The sequence below is a fragment of the Paraburkholderia sp. RL17-380-BIE-A genome (assembly GCF_046028085.1).
In the GTDB taxonomy this organism is placed as follows: Bacteria; Pseudomonadota; Gammaproteobacteria; order Burkholderiales; family Burkholderiaceae; genus Paraburkholderia.
In genome coordinates, this window is sequence record NZ_JARESQ010000019.1 from 77,912 (window position 1) to 104,885 (window position 26,974).

At 64.6% G+C, this 26,974-nt stretch carries 23 protein-coding genes; 14 read left to right on the top strand and 9 right to left on the bottom strand.

The window, feature by feature from the left end; genetic code table 11:
- Positions 1-262 precede the first annotated feature (262 nt).
- The 3 genes from P0D68_RS27655 to P0D68_RS27665 are packed head-to-tail and all read left to right on the top strand — an operon-like array spanning position 263 to position 5,582.
- On the top strand, positions 263-841 hold the full coding sequence (locus P0D68_RS27655) for a DUF2760 domain-containing protein (RefSeq protein WP_408298014.1): 579 nt from the start codon (positions 263-265) through the stop codon (positions 839-841).
- Positions 838-2,697: an Hsp70 family protein gene (locus tag P0D68_RS27660; RefSeq protein WP_091793959.1), complete on the top strand. Its 1,860-nt coding sequence runs from the start codon at positions 838-840 to the stop codon at positions 2,695-2,697. The genes P0D68_RS27655 and P0D68_RS27660 overlap by 4 nt, the downstream gene beginning before the upstream one ends.
- Entirely contained in the window at positions 2,694-5,582 is a 2,889-nt protein-coding gene (locus P0D68_RS27665; protein WP_408298016.1) for an Hsp70 family protein, read from the top strand. The genes P0D68_RS27660 and P0D68_RS27665 overlap by 4 nt, the downstream gene beginning before the upstream one ends.
- 158 nt (positions 5,583-5,740) lie before the next feature.
- Here the strand turns inward: P0D68_RS27665 and P0D68_RS27670 are convergent, their stop codons facing one another.
- Positions 5,741-6,772, bottom strand: a complete 1,032-nt coding sequence (locus P0D68_RS27670) for a sensor domain-containing diguanylate cyclase (protein WP_408298018.1) — start codon at positions 6,770-6,772, stop codon at positions 5,741-5,743.
- 225 nt (positions 6,773-6,997) lie between these two features.
- Between P0D68_RS27670 and P0D68_RS27675 the strand changes: the two genes are divergently transcribed.
- Positions 6,998-8,215, top strand: a complete 1,218-nt coding sequence (locus tag P0D68_RS27675; protein WP_408298020.1) for an amidohydrolase family protein — start codon at positions 6,998-7,000, stop codon at positions 8,213-8,215.
- A gap of 243 nt (positions 8,216-8,458) precedes the next feature.
- Here the strand turns inward: P0D68_RS27675 and phnX are convergent, their stop codons facing one another.
- Positions 8,459-9,262 carry a phosphonoacetaldehyde hydrolase gene (phnX, locus tag P0D68_RS27680; RefSeq protein ID WP_091793957.1) on the bottom strand — a complete coding sequence of 268 codons (804 nt, stop codon included), beginning with the start codon at positions 9,260-9,262 and terminating at the stop codon, positions 8,459-8,461.
- Positions 9,263-9,365: 103 nt separating this feature from the next.
- Positions 9,366-10,598: a 2-aminoethylphosphonate--pyruvate transaminase gene (locus P0D68_RS27685; RefSeq protein ID WP_408298022.1), complete on the bottom strand. Its 1,233-nt coding sequence runs from the start codon at positions 10,596-10,598 to the stop codon at positions 9,366-9,368.
- A gap of 119 nt (positions 10,599-10,717) precedes the next feature.
- On the opposite strand from P0D68_RS27685, the gene P0D68_RS27690 reads away from it, so the two are divergent.
- Entirely contained in the window at positions 10,718-11,602 is an 885-nt protein-coding gene (locus tag P0D68_RS27690) for a LysR substrate-binding domain-containing protein (protein ID WP_091793953.1), read from the top strand.
- Between the two features lie 105 nt (positions 11,603-11,707).
- Here the strand turns inward: P0D68_RS27690 and P0D68_RS27695 are convergent, their stop codons facing one another.
- Positions 11,708-12,454: a glucose 1-dehydrogenase gene (locus P0D68_RS27695; protein ID WP_091793950.1), complete on the bottom strand. Its 747-nt coding sequence runs from the start codon at positions 12,452-12,454 to the stop codon at positions 11,708-11,710.
- Positions 12,455-13,187: 733 nt separating this feature from the next.
- Here P0D68_RS27695 and P0D68_RS27700 point away from each other — a divergent pair.
- Positions 13,188-14,165 (top strand): PDR/VanB family oxidoreductase, encoded by a 978-nt coding sequence (locus P0D68_RS27700; protein WP_408468775.1) that lies wholly within the window; start codon positions 13,188-13,190, stop codon positions 14,163-14,165.
- Between the two features lie 95 nt (positions 14,166-14,260).
- Here the strand turns inward: P0D68_RS27700 and catC are convergent, their stop codons facing one another.
- The 3 genes from catC to P0D68_RS27715 form a co-directional block, all read right to left on the bottom strand.
- Complete coding sequence (gene catC, locus P0D68_RS27705) at positions 14,261-14,551, bottom strand: muconolactone Delta-isomerase (protein ID WP_408298027.1); 291 nt, start codon at positions 14,549-14,551, stop codon at positions 14,261-14,263.
- Positions 14,552-14,663: 112 nt separating this feature from the next.
- A complete protein-coding gene (gene catA, locus P0D68_RS27710; RefSeq protein ID WP_408298029.1) occupies positions 14,664-15,572 on the bottom strand; it encodes a catechol 1,2-dioxygenase in 909 nt (302 codons plus the stop codon).
- A 47-nt stretch (positions 15,573-15,619) separates the two neighbouring features.
- Positions 15,620-16,777 carry a muconate/chloromuconate family cycloisomerase gene (locus P0D68_RS27715; RefSeq protein WP_408298031.1) on the bottom strand — a complete coding sequence of 386 codons (1,158 nt, stop codon included), beginning with the start codon at positions 16,775-16,777 and terminating at the stop codon, positions 15,620-15,622.
- 104 nt (positions 16,778-16,881) lie between these two features.
- Between P0D68_RS27715 and P0D68_RS27720 the strand changes: the two genes are divergently transcribed.
- Positions 16,882-17,769 (top strand): LysR family transcriptional regulator, encoded by an 888-nt coding sequence (locus P0D68_RS27720; protein ID WP_408185611.1) that lies wholly within the window; start codon positions 16,882-16,884, stop codon positions 17,767-17,769.
- A 19-nt stretch (positions 17,770-17,788) separates the two neighbouring features.
- Here the strand turns inward: P0D68_RS27720 and P0D68_RS27725 are convergent, their stop codons facing one another.
- On the bottom strand, positions 17,789-18,709 hold the full coding sequence (locus P0D68_RS27725; protein ID WP_408298033.1) for a LysR family transcriptional regulator: 921 nt from the start codon (positions 18,707-18,709) through the stop codon (positions 17,789-17,791).
- A gap of 104 nt (positions 18,710-18,813) precedes the next feature.
- On the opposite strand from P0D68_RS27725, the gene P0D68_RS27730 reads away from it, so the two are divergent.
- The 3 genes from P0D68_RS27730 to P0D68_RS27740 are packed head-to-tail and all read left to right on the top strand — an operon-like array spanning position 18,814 to position 21,936.
- Positions 18,814-20,097 (top strand): aromatic ring-hydroxylating oxygenase subunit alpha, encoded by a 1,284-nt coding sequence (locus P0D68_RS27730; protein WP_408298035.1) that lies wholly within the window; start codon positions 18,814-18,816, stop codon positions 20,095-20,097.
- Positions 20,094-20,594 (top strand): aromatic-ring-hydroxylating dioxygenase subunit beta, encoded by a 501-nt coding sequence (locus tag P0D68_RS27735; RefSeq protein ID WP_408185613.1) that lies wholly within the window; start codon positions 20,094-20,096, stop codon positions 20,592-20,594. Before P0D68_RS27730 ends, P0D68_RS27735 begins: the two co-directional genes overlap by 4 nt.
- A gap of 25 nt (positions 20,595-20,619) precedes the next feature.
- Positions 20,620-21,936 carry an MFS transporter gene (locus P0D68_RS27740; RefSeq protein WP_408298037.1) on the top strand — a complete coding sequence of 439 codons (1,317 nt, stop codon included), beginning with the start codon at positions 20,620-20,622 and terminating at the stop codon, positions 21,934-21,936.
- 7 nt (positions 21,937-21,943) lie between these two features.
- Here the strand turns inward: P0D68_RS27740 and P0D68_RS27745 are convergent, their stop codons facing one another.
- Positions 21,944-23,440, bottom strand: coding sequence for a PAS domain-containing sensor histidine kinase (locus P0D68_RS27745; protein WP_408298039.1), 1,497 nt, complete (start codon positions 23,438-23,440; stop codon positions 21,944-21,946).
- Positions 23,441-23,698: 258 nt separating this feature from the next.
- Here P0D68_RS27745 and P0D68_RS27750 point away from each other — a divergent pair, with 258 nt between their 5' ends.
- Genes P0D68_RS27750 through P0D68_RS27765 form a run of 4 tightly spaced genes read left to right on the top strand, consistent with a single transcriptional unit; the run spans position 23,699 to position 26,967 of the window.
- On the top strand, positions 23,699-24,886 hold the full coding sequence (locus P0D68_RS27750; RefSeq protein WP_408298041.1) for an acyl-CoA dehydrogenase family protein: 1,188 nt from the start codon (positions 23,699-23,701) through the stop codon (positions 24,884-24,886).
- 56 nt (positions 24,887-24,942) lie between these two features.
- Complete coding sequence (locus P0D68_RS27755; RefSeq protein ID WP_007181824.1) at positions 24,943-25,320, top strand: hypothetical protein; 378 nt, start codon at positions 24,943-24,945, stop codon at positions 25,318-25,320.
- Between the two features lie 10 nt (positions 25,321-25,330).
- Positions 25,331-25,846: a nuclear transport factor 2 family protein gene (locus P0D68_RS27760; RefSeq protein ID WP_408298043.1), complete on the top strand. Its 516-nt coding sequence runs from the start codon at positions 25,331-25,333 to the stop codon at positions 25,844-25,846.
- Complete coding sequence (locus P0D68_RS27765; RefSeq protein WP_408298045.1) at positions 25,843-26,967, top strand: amidase; 1,125 nt, start codon at positions 25,843-25,845, stop codon at positions 26,965-26,967. The genes P0D68_RS27760 and P0D68_RS27765 overlap by 4 nt, the downstream gene beginning before the upstream one ends.
- Positions 26,968-26,974 lie beyond the last annotated feature (7 nt).

The following is a 26,974-nucleotide window of genomic DNA, read 5'->3' on the forward strand; positions in this document are numbered from 1 at the left end:
GACAACCCGCCAATCTGGCCGCATTGCCCGCTAGAATGACCGGCTTTGCCCGATTCAGCCGCGCCACAAGGCAAAATACGGGTTTTGCGCGCGCCAACCGCGCCGCGCTCCCCGATCAATCAGACGTCGGCAACCGGCACGCCGCCGGCCTTTGCCAACCTGCACAACGACGGCCCACGCAGGCCCGGCGCGGCTTCGCGGCCCGTCGCGTGCGGCGCAGCCAGGACAGCTCGTCCTTTAACAGAGCACCTCAGGAGCATTTATGACCGATTCGAACCCATCCTTCCTCGGCAGGATTTCCCTGGCCGTGAGCACGTTCTTCCGCATTCTCGGCGATGGCGAATTCGCCGCCGGCGTCTTGCGTTTGCGCGAGGGCGGCGCTGCCGCCAGCGCCGCGCCCGTACCGGCACCCGCGCCGGCGCCCGCCCCCACGCCGAAGCCCGCGCCCGTGCTGAAAGAAGCCAGCCCCGACGCCGCCCTGCAACTGCTCGGCCTGCTGCAACGCGACGCGCGTTTCATCGATTTCGTCGAGGAAGACATCAAGAGCTACAGCGACGCCGACATCGGCGCGGCCGCGCGCCTCGTGCACGACGGTTGCCGCGCGACGCTGCGCGAGCACTTCACGATCCGCCCGGTGCGTGACGAAGCCGAAGGCAGCCGCGTCACGCTGGCCGAAGGTTTCGACGCCGCCTCGATTCGCCTGACCGGGAATGTGGTCGGCCGCGCGCCGTTTAACGGCAGCATCAGCCATCGCGGCTGGCGGGTCGAGGAAGTGCGTCTGCCGAAGCTCGCGGACAGTCACAACGCCAAGGTGATCGCACCGGCCGAGGTGGAGCTATGAGCGACGCACGCCAGTCACGTTACGCCATCGGCATCGATCTCGGCACCACGCATTGCGCACTCTCCTATGTGGACACGAGCGCGAGCGACGGCGAAAAAACCACCCAGGGCGTGCTGCCGATCGCCCAGCTCACGGGTCCGGGCGCGATCGACAACCTCGATCTGCTGCCCTCGTTTCTCTATCTGCCGCATCCGGACGAACTCGCCTCGGGCGATCTCTATCTGCCGTGGACGGGCCAGCGCGAATACGCGGTCGGCGAGTTCGCCCGCAGCCGCGGCGCGGCCACGCCGATCCGGCTCGTGTCGAGCGCGAAAAGCTGGCTGTGCCATCCGGGCGTCGACCGGCGCGCCGCGATCCTGCCCAACGACGCGCCGCCTGAAGTCGCACGCGTCTCGCCGCTCGAAAGCTCGGTGCGCTATCTGACGCACTTGCGCGAAGCGTGGGACCACGCGCATCCCGACGCACCGTTCAGCGAGCAGGACATTACGGTGACGATCCCGGCATCGTTCGATCCGGCCGCACGCGAACTGACCGCCGAAGCGGCCGAGGCCGCCGGCTACGGCAGCATGACGCTGCTGGAAGAACCGCAAGCCGCGCTGTATAGCTGGATTCAGAAAAGCGGCGGCCAGTGGCGCAAGCAGGTCAAGGTCGGCGACATCATTCTCGTGGTGGACGTGGGCGGCGGCACGACCGACCTGTCGCTGATCGCCGTGATCGAGCGCGAAGGCAATCTCGAACTGCATCGCGTCGCGGTGGGCGAACACATTCTGCTCGGCGGCGACAACATGGACCTCGCGCTTGCGCACGTGGTCGCGCGCAAGCTGGCGGCGGCCGGCACCCAGGCCGACGCGTGGCAACTGCGCGCCCTCACCTATGCATGCCGCTCGGCCAAGGAAACGCTGCTCAGCGACCCGGCTACCGACACCGTGCCGCTCGTCGTGCCGAGCCGCGGCTCGAAGCTGATCGGCGGCTCGATCCGCACTGAACTCACGCGCGCCGAATTGACCCAGACGATTCTCGAAGGCTTCTTCCCGCAAGTGGAGAGCGCCGCGCGTCCGGTGAGCCGCGCGCGCGCCGGTCTGACGCAGCTCGGCCTGCCGTATGCGCAGGACGCTGGCATCACGCGGCACCTCGCGGCGTTTCTCGGCCGTCAGGTGGGCGCGCTCGCCGAACTGGAAGGACTGCGCGACATCGCCACGGCGGAAAACGCGAGTTTCCTGCATCCCACGGCGGTGCTGTTCAACGGTGGCGTGTTCAAGTCGCCGCTGCTGGTCGAACGCATCATGGGCACGCTCAACAACTGGCTCGGCGCGGAAGGCGCGGCGCCGGCGCGGCTGCTCGAAGGCGCCGATCTCGACCTCGCCGTTGCGCGCGGCGCGGCCTATTACGGTTACGTGCGACGCGGCCAGGGCGTGCGGATTCGCGGCGGCACGGCGCGCGCGTACTACATCGCGATCGAATCGGCGATGCCCGCGGTGCCCGGTCTCGAACCGCCTATTCAGGCACTGTGCGTCGCGCCGTTCGGCATGGAAGAAGGCACCGAGGCCGAGCTGCCCGCGCAGGAATTCGGCCTGGTGGTCGGCGAGCCGGTGCATTTCCGCTTCTTCGGGTCGTCGGTGCGACGTCAGGATCAGGTCGGCACGCTGCTCGACTTCTGGGGCCCCGAGGAATTGCAGGAGCTCGAAGAGATTCAGGCAACGCTGCCCGCCTCTGGCCGCACCGCCGGCGAAGTGGTGCCGGTGAAGCTGCATGCGCGTGTCACCGAAGCGGGCACACTCGAACTCGAAGCCGTGCCGCGCGGCACTGACGAGCGCTGGAAAGTCGAGTTCGACGTGCGCGGCAACGCGAATGCATGAATGAGATGAAGCGGTACAGCGTCGGTATCGATCTCGGCACCAGCAACACGGTGCTCGCCTATGCGGAGGCGGGGTCGCAGCTCATTCGCGTCTTCGAGATCGAACAACTGGTAAGTCCCGGCGAAGTGGCCGCGCGGCCTCTGTTGCCCTCGGTGCGCTACCACGCGGCGCAGGGCGAACTGAACCCCGGCGATCTGCAATTGCCGTGGTCCAGTGCGGATCAAACCGGCGCTCGGACAAAAGCGCACGCAGAAGCTCAAGCAAACGCCCAAGCCGAACCACCGCCCGTCGTGATCGGCCGGCTCGCGCGCCTGCTAGGCGCTCAGGTGCCGGGGCGGCTCGTGACGAGCGCGAAGAGCTGGCTCTCGCATGCATCGGTCGACCGCGTCGCGCCGATCCTGCCGTGGGGCGCCGCCGACGATGTCCTCAAAGTCTCGCCGGTCGAAGCCAGCGCGAGCTATCTGGCGCACGTGCGCGCGGCCTGGAACCACCGTTTTCCGGACGCGCCGCTCGAGACTCAGGACGTGGTGCTGACGGTGCCGGCTTCTTTCGACGAAGGCGCACGCGCACTGACCGTGCAAGCCGCCCGCATGGCCGGCCTGCACAATCTGAAGTTGCTGGAAGAGCCGCAAGCGGCGTTCTACGACTGGCTGTTTCATCATCGCGAGCGGCTTGCAAGCGAGCTCGCGGACACCCGTCTCGTCCTGATCTGCGACGTGGGCGGCGGCACCACCGACCTCACGCTGATCGAAGTCGGCCTGAAAGACGGCGAGCCGCAGCTCACGCGTATCGGCGTGGGCAATCATCTGATGCTCGGCGGCGACAATATGGATCTGGCGCTCGCGCATCTGGTGGAAGCGCGGCTGCCGGGCGCGGACCAGGCGAGCGGGCGCGCGCGTTTGTCGGCGGCGAGCCTGTCGCAACTGGTCGAGCGTTGCCGCAACGCAAAGGAACAGCTGCTCGGCCCGCAGGCGCCCGACTCGACGTCGATCACACTGCTCGGCGCGGGCTCGAAGCTGATCGGCGGCGCACGCACGGTGCAGGTCACGCGCGATGAGGTCGAGCGGATCATCGTCGACGGCTTCTTTCCGGCGGTGGCGTCGCACGAACGGCCCGGCAGGCCGCGTGGCGCGATCGTCGAATTCGGCCTGCCCTATGCGACCGATGCCGCGGTCACGCGTCATATCGCGGCGTTTCTGAACCGTTTCGCGGCGCAGTCGCGTAAAGCGCTGGGCGCGGAGTCGTTTGCCTCGCCGCAACTCGCCGACGAACACACGCTGCCCGTGCCCGACACGCTGCTTCTGAACGGCGGCGTGTTTCGCGCCGATGCGCTCACGCAGCGTCTGGCGAGCACGCTGGGCGCGTGGCGCGGCGAAGCGCTCAACGTGCTGCATAACGACAATCCAGACGTGGCCGTGGCACGCGGAGCGGTCGCCTATTCACTCGCGCGCGCGGGCAACGCGCCGAGAATCGGCGGCGGCTCGCCGCGCAGTTACTTTCTCGTACTCGACGAAGCCAGCGACGGCAAGCACGAAGCCGAACCGGTGCCACGCGGGATCTGCCTGCTGCCACGCGGCACGGAAGAAGGCCACGAGATCCTGATCGCGGATCGCACCTTCGCGTTGCGCCTCGGACATCCGGTGCGTTTTCACCTGGTCTCGTCGAGCGCGGACACGGTGTATCAGCCCGGCGAGCTGATCGATCTCGCAAGCGGCGACTTCGTTCGCCTGCCGCCGATCGCGACCATCGTGCAGCCGCGCGGCGCGAGCACCGCACGCGAAACCGCGGTGCAGATCGCGACGTCGCTCACCGAAGTGGGCACGCTCGAAGTCCACTGCATCGAACTGGGTAATCCCGCGCAGCGCTGGCTGCTCGAATTCCAGTTGCGCCGCGAAGAGGCGCAGATGAACTTGACGGCCGATGCCGCGCAAGCCCGCCATCCCGCGCTCGACGAGGCGATCGAACAGATCGACCGCAGCTTCGGTTCGCGCGCGCAGAAGGTCGACCCCAAAGAAGTCAAACGCCTGCGCTCACAACTCGAACACTTGCTGGGCCCGCGCGAAAGTTGGAACAGCGCGTTGCTGCGTGAACTGTTCGGGGCGCTGTGGGAACGCGCGCGGCGTCGGCGCCGCTCGGCGGATCACGAACGGCTCTGGCTGAATCTGGCCGGCTATTGCGTGCGGCCGGGCTTCGGTTATCCGCTCGACGAATGGCGTGTCGAACAGCTCTGGTCGCTCTTCGACGACGGCATCCAGTACGTCAACGAAGGCCAGGTCTGGTCGGAATGGTGGACGCTCTGGCGTCGCGCCGCGGGCGGCCTCGACGAGAGCGCGCAACTGCGTGTACTCGACGCGATGGCGTATCTGCAAAAAGCCGCGCAGTCGCGCCACAAGCTGCCGTTCGACGTGGCGAAAACCGGCTTCACCGATATGGTTCGCCTGAGCGCATCGCTCGAACGGATTCCTGTGGAGCGCAAGATTGAACTCGGCGAGTCGGTGCTGGCCCGTTTGAAGAAGCCCGCGGAAAATCATCAAAGCTGGTGGGCGGTCGGGCGTATCGGTGCGCGTCGGCCTTTCTACGGCAGCGCGCACAGCGTCGTGCCACCGGAGATCGCCTCAGCGTGGCTCGACGCGATCCTCGCGCTCGACTGGAAGAAGGTCGATCCCGCCGCGTTTGCCGCCGTGCAGATCGCTCGCATGACCGGCGACCGCTCGCGTGATTTGCCCGAAGACGTGCGCCGCACGGTGGTGCGCCGGCTCGAAGCGGCCAACGCGCCGCGCGCGTGGATCACGATGGTGAACGAGAGTGTGGAGCTCGATAACGCGGACGAAGGCCGCGTGTTCGGCGAGTCGCTACCGGCAGGGCTAAAACTGATCGCGAGCTGAAACATGCGCGACCGGCGCGGCTCGACGTTTGGGCGCGCTTTCGCCGCAAGTGGGTTCCTGCGATTCCTGCGGATCTTGATCGCGCGACAGGATCTTCAGGCGCCGGGATTTCATTGAAGCCTGCCGGCGTGTTCAGCAGCGTGCGTCCCGACCCTTCACTACGCCATCGTCACCTGATTTCTACCGCCATGTTTCGACCGATACAGCGCCCGGTCAGCACTCGCGAAACCATCCCGATACGCGGGCCGTGAGGTTTCGGTGATACGCGTCAGCGTCGCGCCCACGCTCACCGTCACCATGCCGAGCGGCGACGCGCGATGCTCGATCGCCAGATCCTCCACCCCCTGGCGCAGCGTTTCGAGCGTGTTTTCGAGCGCTGCCGGTTCGGCTCGCAGCATCAGCAGGCCGAATTCCTCGCCCCCCATGCGCCCGACGATCACGCGTTCGCCATCGGCCGCCGCCTGCATCACCGAAGCCACTTTGCGCAGGCAGTGATCGCCCGCCTGATGCCCATAGGTGTCGTTGTATTGCTTGAACCAGTCCACGTCGACCACGACCGAACCCATCACGTCGCCGTCGCGCGCCTCCTTCCATCGGCGCGTGATGCTTTCCAGCAGGAAACGGCGGTTGTACAACTGGGTCAGCGGATCGATCGCGGTCGCCGTGCGCATCTTCAGGTCGTTTTCGATCATTGCGCGCAGGTGATAGAACACGGCCCGTTGTCCTGCATCGAGCCGGCCCGGCGACGGATCCATCGCGCACAATGCGCCGACGATCTCGCCGTTGGGCGCGCGCAGCGCGATCGCCGCATAGAAACGCACGAACGGATGACGCTGCACCAGCATACATTCGCCGAAACGCGCATCGTCGTGCGCATCCTCGATCACGAACAGCTCGGCGTCGCGCACCGCATAGTCGGCGAGCGAGCGCGCACGCGTGACGAGCGGCATCGCCATGCCGACCTCGGCGCGGTAATGCTGATACTCCTCGTCGAGCAGCGTGATCGCGGTGATCGACGCGCCGGTCACGCTCTTGAGGATCTCCGCGGCGTGGGTGAAACACTCGCGCATCACCTGATCATCATGCAGCAGCCATTCGATCACCGACGATTCCACCTCGGGTTCGCCGGTGGTGGACGGATCGAACTGCATCCGGCTGGACAGACGATCGTTATTGAAGGCGAGTTGCACGGCAGGGTTCCAGAATGTGGTTAGCTCGTGTCAACGGCAGATACTCACCAAACTTGAGTGCGCATGAGCCAGATCAACCCATGCGGGTTCGCGCGGCCACGCGAAGTACAATTCACGCGCCGTCTTCATGGCCTGTCAGGCCGGCAACGCGTCTATTCAGCAGACAATTGGACGCGCCGCCGGCAACGTGCCGCCGATCTTCCGTACGACAACCGCCCTGCTTTCATGACCACGACCGCTCCTCATCTGCCGACGAACGACCTGCTCATTACCAACGTGCATCTGTCGGACGGCGCGCGCGTCGACGTGTCGATCGCCGCCGGGCGCATCGCCGCACTCGGTCCGGGCCTCGCGCGCGCGCCGGGCGTCGCAGTCGAGGACGGCGGCGGCGCGCTGCTGTTGCCGGGTTTCGTCGAAGGACATACACACCTGGATAAGACCAACTGGGGCTTGCCGTGGTATCGCAACGAGGTCGGCCCAAAGCTCACCGACCGCATTGAAAACGAACGGCGCTGGCGTGCGCAGAGCGGACATGACGCGGGACAGCAATCGCTCGCGCTGGCCCACGCGTTCCTGCAGTCGGGTACGACGCGTCTACGCACGCACGTCGATATCGATACCGACGCGGGCTTGCGTCATCTGGAGGGCGTGCTTGCGACGCGCGAAACGCTTGGCGAAGTGCTCGACATGCAGATCGTCGCGTTTCCGCAATCGGGTGTGCTTGGCCGTCCCGGCACCGATACGTTGCTCGGCGAAGCCCTGAGTGCGGGCGCCGACGTGCTCGGCGCGCTCGACCCCGCGCTGATCGACGGCGACCCGGTCGCGTCGCTCGATCTGACCTTCGATCTCGCGCAACGGCATGCCAAACCCATCGACATCCATCTGCACGAGCCGGGCGAAATCGGCGCATTCACGCTCGGCCTGCTGCTCGACCGGGTTGCCGCGCTCGGTATGCAAGGGCAAGTGGTAGTCAGCCACGCATTCTGTCTCGGCGCGCTGCCCGAGCGCGAACGCGACAGCCTGCTCGATAGAATCGCCGACCTGCGCGTGGCGCTGCTCACCACTGCCCCGCCTTCGACCACCGTTCCACCGCTCAAAACGTGCATTGAAAAAGGTGTGACCTTGTTCGGCGGCAACGACGGCGTGCGTGACACGTGGACGCCATATGGTTCGCCGGACATGCTCGAACGCGCGATGCTGATCGCGATGCGTTACGGCCTGCGCCGCGACGACGACCTCGCCATCGCCTTCGACTGCATCAGCACCACCGCCGCACGCGCCTGCGGATTCACCGGCTATGGCCTGCACGTGGGCGCGCGCGCGGACCTCGTGCTGGTGGACGCGGACACGCTCGCGCATGCGGTCGTTGCACGGCCGCCGAGGAAGCTGGTGGTATCGAACGGCCGGGTTGTCGCTCGCAACGGTGCGCACGCAAACCACTGACAGTCGCTCAGCGCCGCTGCCCGCATTTGCAATGGGGTGCATGCGGCGCAGCGATCCGCATTGCCTCTCCGTATAGATGAGTGCGGCGACTCCGGCTGCTCGTCATACTGCAATGTGTCCGGCGGCGAGATGCTCAGGATACGACTCCCTGAGTCATCTGCATAAAAAAAGCGCCTGGTGCCAGGCGCTTCCTCAATACGGCGACGGGCGTGAGTCAAGTCCCACCGGCCACAACGCTACTCGTCACGGCCGCTCGCCCCGCGCCAACCGCGCCTCGATGTCGTACACCACTGGCATCAGATCCGCGACGCTGTCGATCACATAGTGCGCGCCGGCCGCCTGCAGCTTCTGGATCGCCGCCTGGCGGCGCCATGCGAACTCATCCGGCGCGAGCGCCTTGACGTCGTCTTCGGCCATGCCGAACGCGTTCCCGCTCACCGCGACACCCACCGCCCACGTGCCGCCATTGATCCCCTCTTCGATGCCGACCTCGGTGTCGTCGACCTTGATCGCATTCTTCGCGCGCCAGACGCCCAGTTCCGGCAGCGTCTTGTAGATCATGTACGGCGACGGCCGCCCTTCCGGCGTATCGCCGGTGCACACGATGCTGTCCGGCGAGAATCCCTGCGCCGCCGCGCCCGGCACGATCTCGGCCATGATCTCGCGCGTATAGCCCGTGGTCGTGCCGATCCGGATATCGTCACTGCGCAGCGCGCTCGCCACGTCGGCGACGCCCGGAATCACCGAGCTGTAGCTTGCCGCCACCGCGATGTTCTTCGGCACGAACACGTCGTACACGGCGTCGATATCCGCTTCACCCGGCACGTGACCGTATTTGTCGGCCCACGCTTGCGCGACGCGCGGCAATGCCATCAGCGCCGCGATATGCGGGCGCTTGGCCATGCCCATCGGACCCCGCGCTTCATCGATCGTGATCGACACGCCGAACTGCTCGAACGTCTCGACGAAGGCGCCCATCGGCGCCAGCGAACCGTAATCGACCACCGTGCCGGCCCAATCGAAAATCACTGCTTTGACGTGCTTCATTTACTTCGATCCTCGGGAGATTCCATCGCGCGCGCAATGTGCCGCGCGTTTTTCATCACGCTCCATCCAGCCGTCCACGCGATACGCGTGCGGGCCTTCTTCTTCAGGCCGCTTCGGCCAATCTCTTGCGTTCTTCGAGCGCCGCTGCCGGCGGCGCCGCATGCTCGACACCCATCGTCCGGAGCGACTCGGCGCACGCCTCTACGACGCGGCGCATGACAGGCTCGTCCACCTGGCCGATGCAGCCGATACGGAAGCTGTCCACCACCGTCAATTTGCCCGGATAGATGATGAAGCCCTGCTGCTTCATCAACTCATAGAAAGTCTCGAACTTGAAAGACGGATGCGCCGGCGCAAAAAACGTCACGATGATCGGCGAGCGCCAGCGCGCGTTCAGCAACGGCTCGAAACCGAGGTCGTGCATGCCGGCCACCAGCACGTCGCGATTGTTCGCGTAACGCGCGAGGCGGCCGGCCTGCCCGCCTTCGAGCTTATGCAGACGCAACGCCTCGATAAACGCGGCCACGGTATGCGTGGGCGGCGTGAAACGCCACTGGCCCGTGCGGTTCATCACGTCCCATTGATCGTAGACGTCGAGCGCGAGCGAGTGACTGCGGCCCTTCGCTTCCTGCAACGCGCTCTTGCGCGCAATCACGAAGCCGAAACCGGGCACACCTTCTATGCATTTATTCGCCGACGACACGAAAGCCTCGCAGGCAATCTCACGCACGTCGAGCGGCACCGCGCCAAAGGCGCTCATCGAATCGATCAGCAGCTTGCGGCCTTTCTTCGCTGTGGCGGCGGCGATCTCCTCGATCGGATTGAGAATTCCCGAACTGGTCTCGCAATGCACGGCGACCACATGGGTAATGCGCGGATCGGCGTCCAGCATGCGTTCGACTTCGGCGGCGCGCGGCGGCAGATAATCGCCCTTGTCCAGCACCGTGCAGGCGCGCCCAAGATAGCCGAGCGTGGTCGCGATGCGCTTGCCGTATGCGCCGTTGGCGAGCACGAGCGCATGAGCGTCGCGTGGCATCAGGCTGCCGAGCATGGCTTCGACACAATAGCTGCCGCTGCCTTGCAGCGGCACGCAGTCGTACTCGCCCGTCGTATCGCCCGCGATTTCCAGCAGGCTGCTGCGCAGGAGCGCGGTCATCGCGCGGAAATCGCCGTCCCACGAGCCCCAGTCGCGCAGCATCGCCTCTTTGGTCGAGAACGCCGTGGTGAGCGGCCCGGGCGTCAACAGATACGGCTCGCCCTTGGGCGGCTGCGCGCACGTGAGCGCGGACGACCCGGTGGCGCTCGCGGCTGGGGAACGGTCGATCACGCTGTCCATGTTCGGAATCTCCGATATCGCTGTTGCGGTGGCTCACACAGTACAGAAACACGCGCCATCGGTAAAATCGATATAATCGATGCGGGTATCGCAATAACTTATATGGCGACGAGGCACACGTGCAATACGCACAATTGCGAGCGTTTCATGCGGTCGCGGAACATGGCGGGTTCTCCAAAGCAGCGCAGGCGCTCTCGCTCTCGCAGCCGGCCGTATCGGACCACGTGCGGCGGCTGGAACAGGATTACGGTGTCAAACTCTTCGAACGCGGACCGCGCGGCGTGGAAACCACCGAACTCGGTCTGCGCCTTTTCAGCGTGACGCGGCAGATGGTCAGTTGCGAGCGCGACGCGCGGCAACTGCTCGAATCGGCAGGCGGGCTCGAATCCGGCTCGCTCTCGCTGGTGGCGGACGCGCCCGATCTGGCGGTCGCGCTGATCAGCGCATTTCGCAAGCTGCATCCGGGGATCGTCGTGACGCTGTCCATCGCCAACGCCGCGGATTGCATGCAGCGCGTGCTATCGAGCGCCGTGGACGCGGCCATTACCGCCGCGCCGCAAGTGCACAGCCGGCTGGAAGCGCGTGTGTTGCGGCGCGATCCCCTGGTGGCGATGGTGCCCGCGAGCTATCCGGTGGCCAAGAAACGCAAGCTGAGCTACACGGAACTCGTGCAGCAGCCAATGATTTTCCGCGAGGCGCAATCCGTCACGCAGCAGTTGCTGGAGATCGAACTGGTGCGCGAATCGCTGCAAGTGGAGCCGATCATGTACGTGGATGGCCGCGAGGCGTTGGAAGAAGCGGTCGCGCAAGGCATGGGGGTCGGCGTGATTGCACGCGCCGAATTCAATGAATCGCGACGGATCAGAATGATTCCGCTGGAAGACTGTCAGGTGCAGATGATCGAATCGCTTACGCGGCTTGCCGAGCGGCCGGGGTCGAATCTGCTGGATGCGTTGTTCGCGGTCGAGTTGCCGAACCCGGCGACGGCCGTTCCGGCTGGATAAAGCGGAAAACCGCCCTTCAGGCGTGGCCCGCGAGCGGTTTTCCGCGTGCTGCGTAATGGGGCGCGCCGCTATCCGGCCACGCCACCCACCTTCGCGTTGACCCGCTTAACGCGATCCACCGCTTGCAATCAGGCTTTCGCCCGTCAGCCAGCGCGCGTCGTCGGAGGCGAGGAAGGTCACGACATCGGCGATATCGTCAGGCTGGCCGATGCGGCCGAGCGGCGTCGTGCTGATGGCCCACGCTTCGAGGTCGGAACCGACGATGCCTGCGCTATGCGTGCCTTCGGTGGTGACCATGCCTGGATTCACGGAGTTGACGCGGATCTTGCGCGGGCCGAGTTCACGCGCGAGCACACCCGTAATGCCATCCACGGCGCCCTTGGTCGCGGTATAGACCGCGCTGTTCGGCGGCGTGATGCGGCTCACCACCGAACTGATATTGACAATGCTCGCGCCTTCGCCGAGGTGCTTGACCGCTGCCTGCGTGGTCAACAGCAGACCCAGCACGTTCACGTTGAAGTGCCTATGGAAATGCTCTTCGGTAATCTCTTCGATCGGCGCGAATTCATAGACGCCCGAGTTGTTGACGAGAATGTCGAGACGGCCATACGTTTCCACAGCGGAATCGATAATGCCTTGCGCGTCCGCCGCTTTGGACACGTCGCCGGCCACCGCCACCGCCTTGCCTCCCGCAGCGGTAATCGCGGCGACCACGCTGTCCGCGCCCGCCTTGCTCGACGAATAGTTCACCACCACGGAGGCGCCTTGTGCCGCCAATGCCTTGGCGATGGCCGCGCCGATACCTTTCGATGCACCCGTTACAACCGCAACCTTACCTGTGAGCTTGCTCATGATCGATTCCTTTAGATGGGATTGGCGCCAATGCTGCCGCGAAGATTCGCGGGCCGCGTTGGAAATTGCCGTGGCGCTGTCACTGGTGACAATGTAGGGAGCTTGGGCGAGCGGATAAAGCGGCTGAAGGCGAATAGATACGTCGGTTGAGCCGAACAATCGGGAGACGGGCGATGCGTATGGCGGGTGGGCTTGATGCAAGACCCCGCGTCATCTGCTGACGCGAGTGGAAGGAGCACGGTAAGCACGCACATAAGATCGGTCGGTGATCGCCGCCGCTCCGCAGAGGCGGCTCGAACCGACAGCATTTTGCATGCTTGCAATGCGTGGCCGTTCTCTCGAGAACGGCTCGGTCAATACCAATGACGCAGCTTAAGTCGCCTTGAATTCAGCACTTAAGCATCAACACAATTTGCACGGCGACGCTGACGAGCACCGCCAGCGCGCCGAGCGTATCGAGAATTGCAGACCACACGATGTCGCTCCTTTCACATTCGCTTTCCACCATTGCTTGATTAAACGAATTCGCGCGGCATCAATTGAATGTCCAGTCTGGGCGGGTAGATAACGGATCAGCGCCGCTTCGCACCCGGCCATACCATTATCAGTGCGGCTGATCTAACTTACTATTTTTAATCGATTTGCCTGATTTGCCACGGCTTCTTATCCTTGACGCACAACCGTATGCGGTACGCCGCATACGCCGCCCGCCCCATTTTTTGCCGGCAAGATCATGGAAAGAACCACCATCAATGTACGCGTCGATAGCGTCCGCGACGAAGCGCACGGCGTGCGCTCATTCAGCGTCTCGCGCCTGGACGGGCGACCGTTCGCTCACTACGAACCCGGCGCGCACATCGACGTCACCGGACCGTCCGGCGTCACGCGGCAATACTCGTTGTGCGGCGACCCGGATCATCGAGAAGCCCATCTGTTTGCCGTGAAGCGCGAAGACGCCTCGCGCGGCGGCTCGCGCTCGCTGCATGACGACGTGACGGTGGGCAGCGAATTGACCATCGGCGCGCCGCGCAATCTGTTCCAGCTCGCGCCGAACGCCGAAGAACATATTCTGATCGCTGCCGGTATCGGCGTAACACCGCTGCTGAGCATGGCTTACCGGCTGCTCAAGCAGCAACGGCGCTTCGTGTTGCACTATTTCGCGCGCAGCGCGGAGCACGCGGCGTTCTTGCCGCTGCTCTCACGCGCGCCGTTCAGTGATTACGTGAAGCTCCACTTCGGCGTTGCGCGGGAGCGGCTCGACGCGGTGCTCGGCGATTGTCTCGCGAATGCGCGCGAAGGCACGCACCTCTATACCTGCGGGCCCGCGCCTTTCATGGAGCGTGTGGTGGCGATCGGCGAAACGCGTGTCGTGCCGGAAGCGATCCATCTGGAACGATTTGCCGCTGAACCGGCCGGTGTCTCGAACAACGAGACCGCCGCGCTCGATACCTTCGATGTGCGGATCGCGAGCAGCGGCGCGACCGTGCGCGTGGACAAGGACACGACCATCGTCGCGGCACTGGCGTCGATCGGCATTGAAGTGGATACGTCGTGCGGCGAAGGGGTGTGCGGCACCTGCATGGTGGACGTGGTGAGCGGCACGCCCGAACATCGCGATCATTGCCTGAGCAAAGCGGAACGGACGAGCGGCAAGGTGATCTGCTGCTGTATTTCGCGCGCCGCGTCGCCGCTTCTGGTGCTGGACCTTTGACGCGCGTCCCGCAGATGCAGTCTTCTGACGCAGCGGCGACGCGCGCGTAACAAACAAGGTGCCGCACTCGCGGCACCTTTCTCAAACGCCTCTTCTTACCGGTCGTCGTCGCGAATCGACGACGCATGCCGGCACAGCGCGCGCACTTCGACATCCATATACGGAAACAGCGGCAACTGGCTCAGCACGTCGTGCAGATGCGCGGGGCTCTCCACGTCGAACACGCTGATATTCGCGTAGCGCCCGGCAATTCGCCACAAATGCCGCCACACGCCCTCCTGTTGCAGCCTTTGCGACATCGCTTTCTCATCGGCCTTCAGACGCGCGGCGCGTTCTGCATCCATGTCGGCCGGCAGGTTGACGGTCATTTCAACGTGAAACAGCATGCTTGCTCCCATCCCTGATCGATAGCAAAAAGCCCTGGCGGCCCGGCCGATCTCGCCGCGCAACCAGGGTTGATAGATTCATGCGGTACGTCCAACTGTTGTCTACGCAGAATCAGGCTTCGGCGCGCAGGCGCTCCACTTCGGCGGCCGGCAGATTGTCGCGTTCCTTGAACAACGTGAAGTCGAAATCGATCAGCGCGAAGTTGCCGTCCACGCCATACGGTTTGCCTTCGGCACCCTCGGCCTGCTTGACCGCCGGCACGAGTCCGTCGCGCGTGGCGAAGGCGAAGTCGTCCCACAGATACGGATCACCGTCGATGTTGATCTGCGTGGTCAGCTTGCGGAAACCCGGCGCGGAAACAAAAAAGTGGATGTGCGCGGGACGATGTCCATGACGGCCGAGCTGATCGAGCAGCAGTTGCGTCTGCCCTTGCGGCGGCACGCTATAGCCGACCGGCACCACGCTGCGGAAGCTGTACTTGCCTTCGGCGTCGGTGCGGATCGAACGGCGCAGATTGAAAGCCGGCTGCGATTTGTCGAAGTACGAGTAATTGCCGAGATGATTCGCGTGCCACACTTCGACGAGCGCATGCGCCAACGGCTTGCCGTCTTCGCCCAGCACGCGGCCGCGCATGATCAGCGTCTGGCCCGGATCAGTGCCGTCGTCGAGCCGCGCATGGCCTTCGGAGAGCGGCGCGCCGGCCACATACAACGGTCCTTCGATGGTGCGCGGCGTGCCGCCTTCAATGCCGGCCTTGGCTTCCGCTTCATCCAGACGCACATCGAGAAAATGTTCGAAACCCAGACCCGCGGCCAGCAAACCGAGCTCGCCGCTTTTGCCCGCGTCGCTGAGATAGTTCAGCGCGGTCCAGAATTCGGCGGGCTGCACATCGAGGTCTTCGATCGTATAGAACAGATCCTGCACGATACGGTTGACGATCTGCTTCGTGCGCGGATTGCCTTCGCGGGTGGCGCTGTCGTTGATCTTCTTGAGCAGCGCGTCGATTGCTTGCTTGTTCATGGGGTATCTCCTTCGTATGATGTTCTGGATGGCTAACGGATGAGCCTTCAGTGCGTGGAAACGCTGGCGCCCTGGCGCGTATCGCGCCGCAGGCGGTCGATCTTGTCCCAGTCGAGCGTGATGCCAAGACCCGGACCTTGAGGCAGGTGCAGCGCAAAATTCTCGTAGCGCAGCGGTTCGGTGAGAATCTCTTCAGTGAGCAGCAAGGGGCCGAACAGTTCGGTGCCCCACTTCAACTCGCCGAAGGTGCTGAAAAGTTGCGCCGAGGCCATCGTGCCCACCGCGCCTTCGAGCATGGTGCCGCCATACAGGTCGATGTTCGCGGCCGAGGCGATGGCCGCCACCTGCGCGGCGCCGACCAGACCGCCCGATTGCGCGATCTTCACGGCGAAGACATCGGCGGCACGGGCGCTGGCAATCGCGAACGCATCGGCCGGGCCGTGCAGCGCTTCGTCGGCCATGATCGGCACCTGAGCGAGGTCGGTCAGACGCTTGAGGCCGGCGCGGTTCCCTGCGGCGATGGGCTGCTCGATCAGCGCCACGCCGGCATCGGCGAAACGCCGCGCGGCCCAGATCGCTTCCGATTCGGTCCATGCCTGGTTCACATCGACGCGCACTTCGCCGCGCCCTTCCAGCGCTTTCCTGATGGCCACGACATGCGCCACGTCGTCCGCCACCGCGCGCGAGCCGATCTTCAGCTTGAACACCTTATGCCGCTTCGACTCGTACACCTGCTCGGCTTCGGCGATATCGCGCTGGGTGTCGCCGCTCGCGAGCGTCCACGCCACGTCCACGCAGTCGCGCACACGGCCGCCGAACAACCCCGACAACGGCACGCCAAGGCGCTGTGCCTGTGCATCGAACAGCGCCGTTTCCAGCGCGGACTTCGCAAAGCGGTTGCCCTGAAAAAGCTCGCGCAGTTTCGCCATCGCGGCGCCCGGACGCGTTGCGTCCATACCTTTGAGCAATGGTGCGAAGTAGGTGTCGATGTTGACCTTGATGCTTTCCGGGCTCTCCTCGCCGTACGCCAGACCGCCGATGGTGGTGCCCTCGCCCACGCCCGCCAAACCGTCGGCGCAACGAATGCGCACCAGCACCAGCGTCTGGCAGTTCATCGTTGCAACCGAGAGCCGGTGCGGGCGGATCGTCGGCACGTCGACGAGAATCGTCTCCACGCTCTCGATCTTCACGGGTGTTGCTATCATTCGTTGCTCTCCTGAACTGCCTGACCGGGAGCCCCCATATTAGAAACAAACCCGCGAAGCAGTCCAACACCGATTCCGACTACTTCCATACCTTAGAGGTATGCATGGAACTTCGCCAACTCCGCTACTTCATCGCCGTCGCGGAAGAAATGAACATCACGCGGGCCGCCAACCGCCTGCATATGACGCAGCCGCCGCTCAGCCGCCAGATCCAGCAGATCGAGGAAAACGTCGGCCTGGCGCTGTTTGAACGCGGCTCACGGCCATTGCGCCTGACTGAAGCCGGGCGCATTTTCTATGCGCAGGCGAAGCGGCTCGTCGACGAAGCCGACGAACTCGCCCCGCTCACGCGGCGCCTCGCGCAACTGGCCGAGCGCATCGTGATCGGTTTCGTGCCGTCAACGCTATATGGCGCGCTGCCCGCGGTGATTCGCGCGTTCCGTGAAGCCGCGCCGCATATCGAACTCTCGCTGATCGAAATGTTCACGATCGAGCAGCTCGCGGCGCTCAAAGGCGGGCGCATCGACGTGGGCTTCGGCCGACTGCGTTTCGACGACGCGCAGCTCGCGCGCGAAGTGCTCGTCGAAGAACGGATGATTGCCGCGCTGCCGCAAGACCATCCTCTCGCGCGACAGAAGAAGCCACTGACCCTCGCTGCGCTCGCGCAGGAAACCCTGATCGTTTATCCGAGCACGCCGCGGCCGAGTTATGCGGACCAGCAACTATCGGCCATGCACGATCATGCATTGGAGCCGAAAGCGATTCATGAAGTGCGGGAATTGCAGACCGCGCTGGGTCTGGTCGCGGCGCAGGTCGGGGTATGTCTCGTGCCGGAGAGCGTGGAGGGTCTGCGCGCACACGGCGTGGTGTACCGGCCAATTCCCGCGGCCAACGTCGCTTCGCCGATCATCATGAGCCGCCGCTTGCAGGACGAATCGCCGACCACCACGCTGCTCTGTTCGCTCGCACGAGACCTGTTCAAACGCGCCTGAAGCGGCCGGCGCCCGTCAGTCAGCGCTCGTCGAAACGCCGCACGATATCCGCCATCAGATTGCGCAGCCACACGTTGCCCTCGTCCTGATCGAAATGCTCGTGCCAGTGCATCGTGACGGCGGCAATCGGCAAGGTCACGGGCAACTCGTAAATCTGAAAAGCGCCGTCGCGATTGAAAATATGCGCGAGACGCCGCGGCAGCGTGGCGAACAGATCGGTGACGGCCAGCACGCTCGGCAATGCCACGAAATGCGGTAGTTCCAGCGCAATATGACGCCCGACGCCTTGCGTGCGGAATTCGTCGTCGAGCGCGTGGTGGCTGTGCTCCACCGACGTGATCTGCACGTGCGAAGCATCCAGAAAGGCATTCAGACTCAGCTCCTTCGTGCGCGGCAAGCCGCGCCGCTTCCTCGTCATGCACACGTAGGTCTCTTCGAACAGCGCCTGATGCCGCGTGCGCGCGGTCAACGTGGGCAGATTGCCAATGGCGAAATCGAGCCGGCTCGCCCGCAGCGCATCCTCTATTTCCTCGACCGGCAACGGCTCGATGCGCAATCTCACGCGCGGCGCCTGCTGGTGCAATGCCTCGCAGATGGGTGGCAGATAGGCCAGCTCGCCCGCATCCGATAACGATAGGCGGAACGTGCGCGTGCTCACCGCCGGGTCGAAATGTTCCGCGTAACGCAGCGCCTCACGCACGGTGTCCAGCGCGCGCGACACGATAGTCGACAACTCCAGCGCAATCGGCGTGGGCTGCATGCCGGCGCGCGTGCGGATGAAAAGCGGATCGTCGAACAGCGTGCGCAAACGCCCCAGCGAATAGCTGATGGCGGGCTGCGACAACGCCAGCCGCTCGCCCGCGCGGGTCAGGCTGCGCTCTTCGACAATCGCCTGAAAAACGCGCAGCAGGTTGAGGTCGACGTGGTCCAGCGAATTCATTGAGATATCCATGCGGTTGATCTTATATTTCATTTTAGATCAATTTGACGCATATCAGCAGGTCGGCGAGACTGGCTTTCATCGACCACCCCATTTACACAGCCATGAGCGAATCTCCGTATCAGACCGTCGACACGAGCGCGTTGTACCAGCGCGCGCAGCCGGATCGCGTGGCCCCGTCGCTGTATTACGACCCGGCCGTTTTCGAGGCGGAACTCGAACGCATTTTCTACAAGACGTGGATCTGGGTCGCCCACGAAAGCGAGCTGCCGAATCCCGGCGACTTTCGCACCACCACGATCGGCCGCCAGCCCGTCATCGTGGTGCGCGACAGGAGCGGCGCGGTCAACGTTCTGCAGAACCGCTGCCGCCACCGTGGCGCGACCGTCTGCGAACAGCACAAGGGCAACGCGAAAGGCTTTACGTGCCCGTATCACAGCTGGACCTACGGACTCGACGGCGCATTGCGCGCGCTGCCGTACGGCGACGGTTATGAGGGCGTGGTCGACAAGACCGAACTGCCGCTCGCCAGTCTGCGCGTGGGCATCTATCAAGGCCTGATTTTCGCGAGCTTCAATCAGGACATCGAGCCGCTCGAAGACTTTCTCGGCGGCGCGAAACCGTGGATCGACCTGTTCATGAAGCAAGGCGCGGGTTATCCGGTCAAGGCCAACGGCGAACATCGGTTCCGCTTTAACGGCAACTGGAAGATCCAGCTCGAGAACACCACCGACCTGTACCACTTCCCCGTGGTCCACAAGTCGTGGATGAAATCGATCGACGACGAAACCGCCGCCGCGATCACGAGCTTCATGACGAGCGACGAAGCCTTCTGCCGCTCGCTCGGCAACGGCCATAGCCTCGCGGTGCTGGTGCCGGAACTCGTCGATCTCGACAAGGACGACGGTGCGCCGATTCCCGAGCGCTTCGAAGAACTCGCCGCCTCGCTCGCCAAAGATCACACGCCGGACGAGGTGCGCCGCATCGTGCGCTCGCTGATGGGCGTCGGATTCAATCTGAACCTGTTTCCGAACCTCGCGCTGTCGATGGCGTTTTTCCGCGTCCTGCGGCCCATTTCCGCGAACGAGACCGAGATCCGCCATGTCGCCCTCGCCATGGATGGCGGCCCCGAAGAAGCGAACCGTGTGCGCCTGCGCATTCACGAACATTTCCAGGGCCCGTTCGGCTTCGGCAGCCCGGACGACGCCGAAGCGTGGGAGCGCGTGCAGCGCGGCTCGCACGCGGGCCCCGATCTGCCGATTCTCGTGAACCGCGGCCTGAATCGCGAGAGCACCGCGCCGAACGGCGAAAAGACCGCCCACGCCACGGACGAAACCGGCATGCGTGAAGCGTACGCGCAATGGCGCACGATGATGGAGCAAGCATGATGGACGACAGGAACACGCTTTTCTCGCAGAAGACCTTTGCCGGCGCGATCGAACTCATCTGGCGCGAAGCGGAACTGCTGGACCGCAAGGACTATCGCGAGTGGCTGACGCTGTGGGACCCGGCGGGCTTCTACGTGGTGCCGATCGAACACGACACCACGGATTTCGCCGCCACGCTGAACTATGCTTACGACGATCAGGACATGCGCGAAAAACGCGTGCAACGCATGATGTCCGGCTATTCGGCATCGGCCGCCGATGCCGCCCGCACCGTGCGCACCGTGTCGCGTTTCACGCTCACGAGCGACGCGAGCGATGAAGTCACGGTGAATTCGGCGCAAGTCATCGTCGCCTACAAGCGTGGCAAGTCGACGTTGTTCGCGGCGGACCTCACGCATCGCATCAGTTTCGCGAGCGGCGAGCCGCGCATCGTGCAAAAGGTCATCCGCCTGATCGATTCGACCGAAGCGTTGAGCGCGATCGGTTTCCTGCTCTGATCCCCGACAACCTGCGAACACGACGATGCCAAACGACACGCTCTCTCCCACAGCCGGATCGCCCCCTGCATCCGCCGCGCCGGCCACCTCGCGGACCTTGCGGCGGATCATCGTCGCCTCGGTCCTCGGCAATGCGCTGGAGTGGTACGACTTTTTTCTGTACGGCACCGCCGCCGCACTGATCTTCGGGCCGCTGTTCTTCCCGCTGCACGGCGATCCGCTGATGGGCACGCTAGCCGCATTTGCCGGCTTCGCAATCGGTTTTCTGGCGCGTCCGCTGGGTGGCATCGTGTTCGGCCATATCGGCGATCGCCACGGCCGCAAACGCGCGCTCGTCATCACGCTGATGATGATGGGCGTGGCGACCTTCGGCATCGGCCTCTTGCCGACGTTCTCGCAAATCGGCTTTCTTGCGCCCACCGCGCTCGTGTGTCTGCGCGTCGTGCAAGGCATCGCGTCAGGCGGCGAATGGGGCGGCGGCGTGCTGCTGATCAGCGAAAGCGCACCGGCCAATCGCCGTGGCTATTATGCGGCGTTCAGCCAGTTGGGCGTGGCGGGCGGCTTCGTGTTGTCGGCGGCCGCGTTCTATCTGGTGCAGCGGTTGCCGCTCGAGAGTTTCATGTCGTGGGGCTGGCGCGTGCCGTTTCTGGCGAGCGTGCTGATCTTCGGTGTCGGCGTATACATTCGCCGGCGCTTGCCGGAAAGCCGCGACTTCACCGCTGCCAAACCGAAGCACATGCCCGTGCTGACGGTACTGCGCAATCATCCGAAGCAGGTATTGCAGGCGATGGGGCTGCGCGTCGCCGAAAATGGCGGGACGTATATCTTCCTCTCGTTCGTGCTGGTGTATGGCAAAACGATCGGGGTGCCCGTTTCGGTGATGCTCGGCGGCGTGATGCTCGCCATGCTGCTCGAACTCGTGACGATCGTGTTGTGGGGGCGTCTGTCTGACGTGATCGGACGGCGGCCGGTGTATATGATCGGCGCGCTCGGGTTAGTGGTGATCGCGTTTCCCGCGTTCTGGCTGATCGATACGCACCAGCCGACGCTCGTGTTCCTCTCGCTCGCGCTAGGCCTGCCGTTCTGTCACGCCGCGATGATCGGCACGCAGCCCGCGTTGATGGGCGAACTGTTCCCGACCGAAGTGCGTTACTCAGGCATGGCGCTCGGTCACGAAATCGCGTCGGTATTCTCCGGCGGACTCGCGCCGCTCGTCGCCACCGCCCTCTATGCGAAAGTGCGCGCGCCGTGGCCTGTCGCGTTGATGCTGATCGGCTTCGGCCTGATCACCGCGCTCACGCTCGTGACGATTCCGCGCAACACCAGCACCACGCATGATTGACTTGCGATCAGCCGGGCGGCGCGGCGACGACCGGCAGCGAAAAGCTGCATTCGAGCCCGCCGTGCCGCGCCGGCTTCGCCCAGATCTCGCCGCCGTGCCGCGTGACGATGTTTTTGCACAGCGAAAGACCGATGCCGTTGCCGCCGGCCTTCGACGAGGAGAAGCCGTCGAAGAGACGCTCGTGTGCATCGGCGGGAACGCCCGGACCGTTGTCGATGACCTGGGCGATCGCGGATTTGCCGCGCAAATGCGTGACGAGACGAAGTTCGCGGCGCGGCGGTGCAACGTTTTCGTTGACTACTTCGCCCAGCGCTTCGATCGCATTGAAGGCCAGGTTCAACACCACCTGCCCGATCAACACACGCTCGACATACACGGGCAATGGCGCGGGCGACTGCTCGATCGTGAGCGTCACGCCCGCCTCGCGCGCGCGCAATTCAATGAAGTACGCAACGTCCGCGAGGACCTCGCGCAAATCCGCCTGCGTCTCGCTCGGCTCGCGCTTGACGATGTAATCGCGCACGCTCTTGATGATCAACGCCGCATGTTCGGCCTGGCGATCGGCGTTGCGCAGACCCCAAATGGCTTCGTCGATCGATGCGGGTTGCGCGAGCCGCCGGATCGCGCCTTCGATGAAGTTGCGCACGGCCGCAAGCGGCTGGCTCAACTCATGGGCAATCGCGGTCGCCATTTCCCCCATGGCGTTGTAGCGCCCCGCATATTCGAGCAAACGCGCTTCGTTGCGCCGCGCTTCTTCGACGGCCACTTCGTCCGTCACGTCGCGAAAGTGCAGCAAGCGGCCATTCAGATCGTTCTCGATCTCGATGCGCCGGCATGTTATGCGCAACCAGCCCGCTGTGCCGTCGCGGCGCGTGATGCGATAACGCTGCGGCGCCGAGGGTTGAATCCGCGGCGCATTGGCGAGCTGTTCGACGAGACGCCGGCGATCCGGCTCACTGCAATAGTCGAGCACGTCGCCCATCGGCGCGCCCTCTTCCAGACCCAGCACACGCCGGCCCGATTCGCTGACGAATTCCACCTCGCCCGCGGGCGTCAGCACCGCGACGCCTTCGCCGAGATCCTGCATGAATTCGCGCAAGCGCGACTCGTAGCGGCGCAGCGTTTGCTTGAGCGTGTCTTCGGCGCTGATATCGCGGAACTGCACCATCACGACCGCACGCTCGCGAAGCGGCACGTAAGTGGCAATTGCCTCGGACAACATATCGGCACCGGTGCGCGAGCGATAACACCATTCGTAAATCTGCGGGCCTTCGGAAATCGAACGGTCCATTGCGCCGACGCCGATCTCGCGCCGGTACTTCGGCGCCGGGCGCGTCATATCGTTCGCCTTGAGCGGCAACAGTTCGGCGAGCGTAAAGCCGAGCGCCTCGCAGGCCGCGCGATTGGCCCACACGATCGCCTTGGTTTGGGCGTCGTGCAGCAGCACGCACAGCGTGAGCGCGTCGAGCAGGCGGTGAAAGTCTTCTTCGGCGGGAAAGTTCATCGGACAGTACGGCAGATGGGTTCGATCACGTATGGGCAGAAACATAACACCCGTGCGCGTGTTTCGCGCCTGAAGATTTCTTTAGATACCCCCGGCGCATTACCTAAAAGAGCGTCCCACGTCCCAATTGAAGCGTTCTTTTTGCATTTCTAGACTGGTCTGAACCTGCACGGCTCGTTTGTGCTCGCTTGTGCTCGTTTGTTAGCGCCCAACGTACCGCGAGTTTCAGCCGATAACGAATCAAGGAGAAGCCCCCACATGTCCGACACCGCCACCGCCCTTGCCGCCGACCACGCGATCACTTCGACCAGCGCGCCGCTGCCGCTCGACGAAGTAATCGCCGAGATCGCCACGCGCCGCGACGAGTTCGACCGCCTCTCGCACGTGCCGCGCGATGTGATCGCCAAACTCAAGCGCGCGGGCGTCTATCGCGCTGCCACGCCGCGGCGTTTTGGCGGCGACGCGCTCGCGCCGGCCGTGTTTCTCGACATGATCGAGCGCATCGCGGCAGCGGACGGCTCGGCGGCATGGGTCGCGAGCTTCGGTTCGGCCAACGTCTACCTGGCGGCGCTGCCGCTGCACACGCAGGCGCAGATCTATGCCGGCGGCCCCGATCAGGTGTTCGCGGGCGGCCTCTTTCCCGTGCAAGCGGCGCAACCCGTTGAAGGCGGCTGGCGCGTGAACGGTACTTGGAAATTCGCGAGCGGCTGCAAGGGCGCCGACTGGCTTGGTGTGGGTATCGGTGCGGCCGGCTTAGGTGCGGCCGGCTCAGGCGTGGCTGGCAAACCGCGCACCGCCGTGTTCCGTCCGCAGCAGGTGGAGATCGTCGAGAACTGGGACGTGGTCGGCATGCAGGGCACGGGCAGTCACGATCTGCGCGTCGTCGACCAGTTCGTTGCCGACGACTGGACCTTCGTGCGCGGCGGCGCACCCTGCGTGGATGAACCGCTGTATCGCTACCCGACGATCGCCTACGCCGCGCAGGTGCTCGCCGTGGTCAACCTCGGCCTCGCCCGCGCCGCGCTGGATGTCGCCAACCACATGGCCGGCGGCCGCAAGACCACGACCGGCGCGCCGCAACTCGCGGACCGCGCCTACTACCGCATCGAACTCGCGAAAGCCGAGGCGCAATTGCGCTCGGCGCGCGCCTTCTTCTACGACACGACCGATCAGGTCTGGCAATCGATCCTCGCGGGCAACGCCGTCAGTGCGGATCAGGTGAGCCTGCTGCGGCTCGCGGCCACGCAGATCGCGCGCGAAGGCGCCGAGGTCGTGCAGCGCGCTTACCGCCTCGGCGGCACGATGGCGATCTATCGCTCACATCCGCTGCAACGTCTGATGCGCGACTCGATGGTCGTGACCCAGCACGCGTTTCTCGGCGAAGGCAACTACGACGGCGCCGGCGCGGTGTTCGTGGGCGTGCCGCCGATTCCGGGCTACCTGTAGGCCACTTTCCGCTTGATCAGCATCCAGACGACTACGATTACAAGGAGCAACACCTCATGTCCGATACTTCAACACCGCCGCTGCGCGTTCTCTTCTGCTGCGGCGTCACGCAGAATTTCTTCGACCTGCCGCGCGAACAGATCGGTGAAGTCTGGCAGGCCTACGGCAAGATGCTGGCCGCGGTCGAATCGATGGAAGGCGTCAAGGTGCTCGGCATCATGGACGACGACCGCCTCACCGTGGGTCATGCCGACAACTCGCCGTGGACCTTCTACATCATGGCCGACGTGCGCGATTTCGACACCACCGTGGCAGTGTGCAATCTGTATCGCACTACGCCGGTGGGCGAATACAACCTGTGGCGCTACGGCAAGATCGAAGCGCGTGTCGGCCGTGCGCTGCAGGTGCCGCCGCAACATGCCCATGCAGCCTGAGCGTGACGAGATGAGCGCCATTCCCGAAACACTCGCCGTGTTGACCCAACGGCTCGCCGCGCTCGAAGCCGAATCCGCGGTACGCCGCACGATGACACGCTATATGGCGCTGTGCGACGTGCCGTCCGGCGCAATCGAAGGCGAGACGCTCGCGGCCCTCTTTAGCGCCGATGCGATCTGGGAAGGCATCGGCCCACAGTATGCGAGCAAGTTCGGCCGCCTGAGCGGCCACGGCGAAATCCTCGCGATGCTCACGCGCTACCTGCCGCCCTCGCCGCATTTCTCGGTGAACGTGCACTTCCTCACATCGGAAACCATCGACGTGCGGGGCGCGAATGCAAAAGGCCGCTGGATCATGCTGCAAGCGTCCGGCTATGTCGATGCGCAAGCCGAACTGATCTCCGCGCGCCTTGAAGTGGATTTCGCGCCTGCCGGCAATGGCCGCGACTGGCTCATCACGCACTTTCGCACGGAGCGCCTGTTCGACGCGCCGTGGCAAGTCAATGCAAGGAAACCGAACCCATGAACGAGTTTATCCAGACCCTCTCGCTAGGCGACACGGGTCCCAGCATCGCGATCAAGGACACGATCGATATCGCCGGCTACCGCACCACCGCTGCGAGCCGCGCACTGGCGGACACGCCGCCCGCGCAGCGCCACGCGGAAGTGGTCGAGCGCCTGCTCGCGGCCGGCTGGCACATTGTCGGCAAGGCAAACATGCATGAGCTGGCCTTCGGCATGACCGGCATTAACGACTACACCGGCACGCCGCAGAATCCGCAAGACGCTGCGCGCATTCCGGGTGGCTCGTCGAGCGGGTCGGCCGCCGCGGTAGGACTGAAACTTGTCGACGCCGCGCTCGGCACCGATACCGGCGGCTCGATTCGCGGGCCCGCCGCATGTTGCGGCGTGATCGGTCTGAAGCCCACCTTCGGGCGAGTGTCGCGGCTGGGCGTCGCGCCGAGTGAATCCACGCTCGATTGTGTCGGGCCATTCGCACGCGACATGCGAACGCTCGCTGCTGCGATGCTCGCTATCGCTGCGGACTTCGATGCGAATGCCGCGCACGCATGGCAAGGCCCGTGCAAGGTCGGCGTCGTGCAAGTCGACGCGGCGCCCGATATCCTCGCAGCCGTCGCACGCGCGGCCGATATGGCCAACTGCACTGCGCACACGCTGCAGCTCGCGGGCCTTGCAGCAGCATTCGACGCGGGCCTAGCCGTGATCAATGCCGAGACCTCGCGCGCATTCGGTCACCTGGTGGCAACCGGAAAAATCGGCGCGGATCTCGACGCGCGCCTGCGTGCGGCAGCCCACACCACCGCCGCGCAACTCGACGCAGCGGAACAGGTGCGCCGCCAGTTCACGGCGGCAGTCGACCGCGCGCTCGACAACGCCGACGTGCTGATTCTGCCGACGCTGCCCGCGCTTCCTATCACGCTCGAAGAAGCGCGCGGCGGGAAGTCGGTCATCGCCATGTCGTCACTGATCCGGCCGTTCAATCTGAGCGGCCATCCCGCGTTGAGCCTGCCGCTGCCTGTCAAAGGGTCGCCACTCAAGGCGGGATTGCAGATTATCGGACGCAAGGGGCAGGATGAACAGGTGTGCGCGATCGCGGCGCGTTTCGAAGCCGCCCTCGCCGCCTGAGCGAAGC